General features: G+C 39.7%; 1 protein-coding gene. It reads right to left on the bottom strand.

Annotation, left to right across the window (positions count from 1 at the left end; translation table 11 throughout):
- On the bottom strand, positions 1-282 hold a 282-nt coding region (locus J0A68_RS22700), incomplete at both ends, for a reverse transcriptase family protein (protein ID WP_206580529.1).

The raw sequence follows: 282 nt of genomic DNA, 5'->3' as shown, positions 1-282 counted from the left end.
AGAATAATAAAATATCATCGATGTAGACCAAAGCATGATGGAGGATAGGACTGAAAATTTTTGTCATAGCCTTTTGAAATAAGGACGGAGCAACTTTAAGACCAAAGGGCATAACAGTCCATTGATAGTGAGCATCAGGAATGCAGAAAGCAGTCTTGGGACGGTCAACTGGTGAAATACCAAGTTGCCAAAAACCAGCTTTTAAATCGAACTTAGAGAAGATTTGTGCCCCTTGAAGATGGACAAACAGGGTCTGGATTTTTGGAAGGGGAAACTTATCAT

Source organism: Algoriphagus oliviformis, assembly GCF_017254915.1.
GTDB classification, from domain to species: Bacteria; Bacteroidota; Bacteroidia; order Cytophagales; family Cyclobacteriaceae; genus Algoriphagus; species Algoriphagus oliviformis.
The sequence above is the reverse complement of the archived record's forward strand: the minus strand, read 5'-3'. Positions and strand labels throughout refer to the sequence as shown.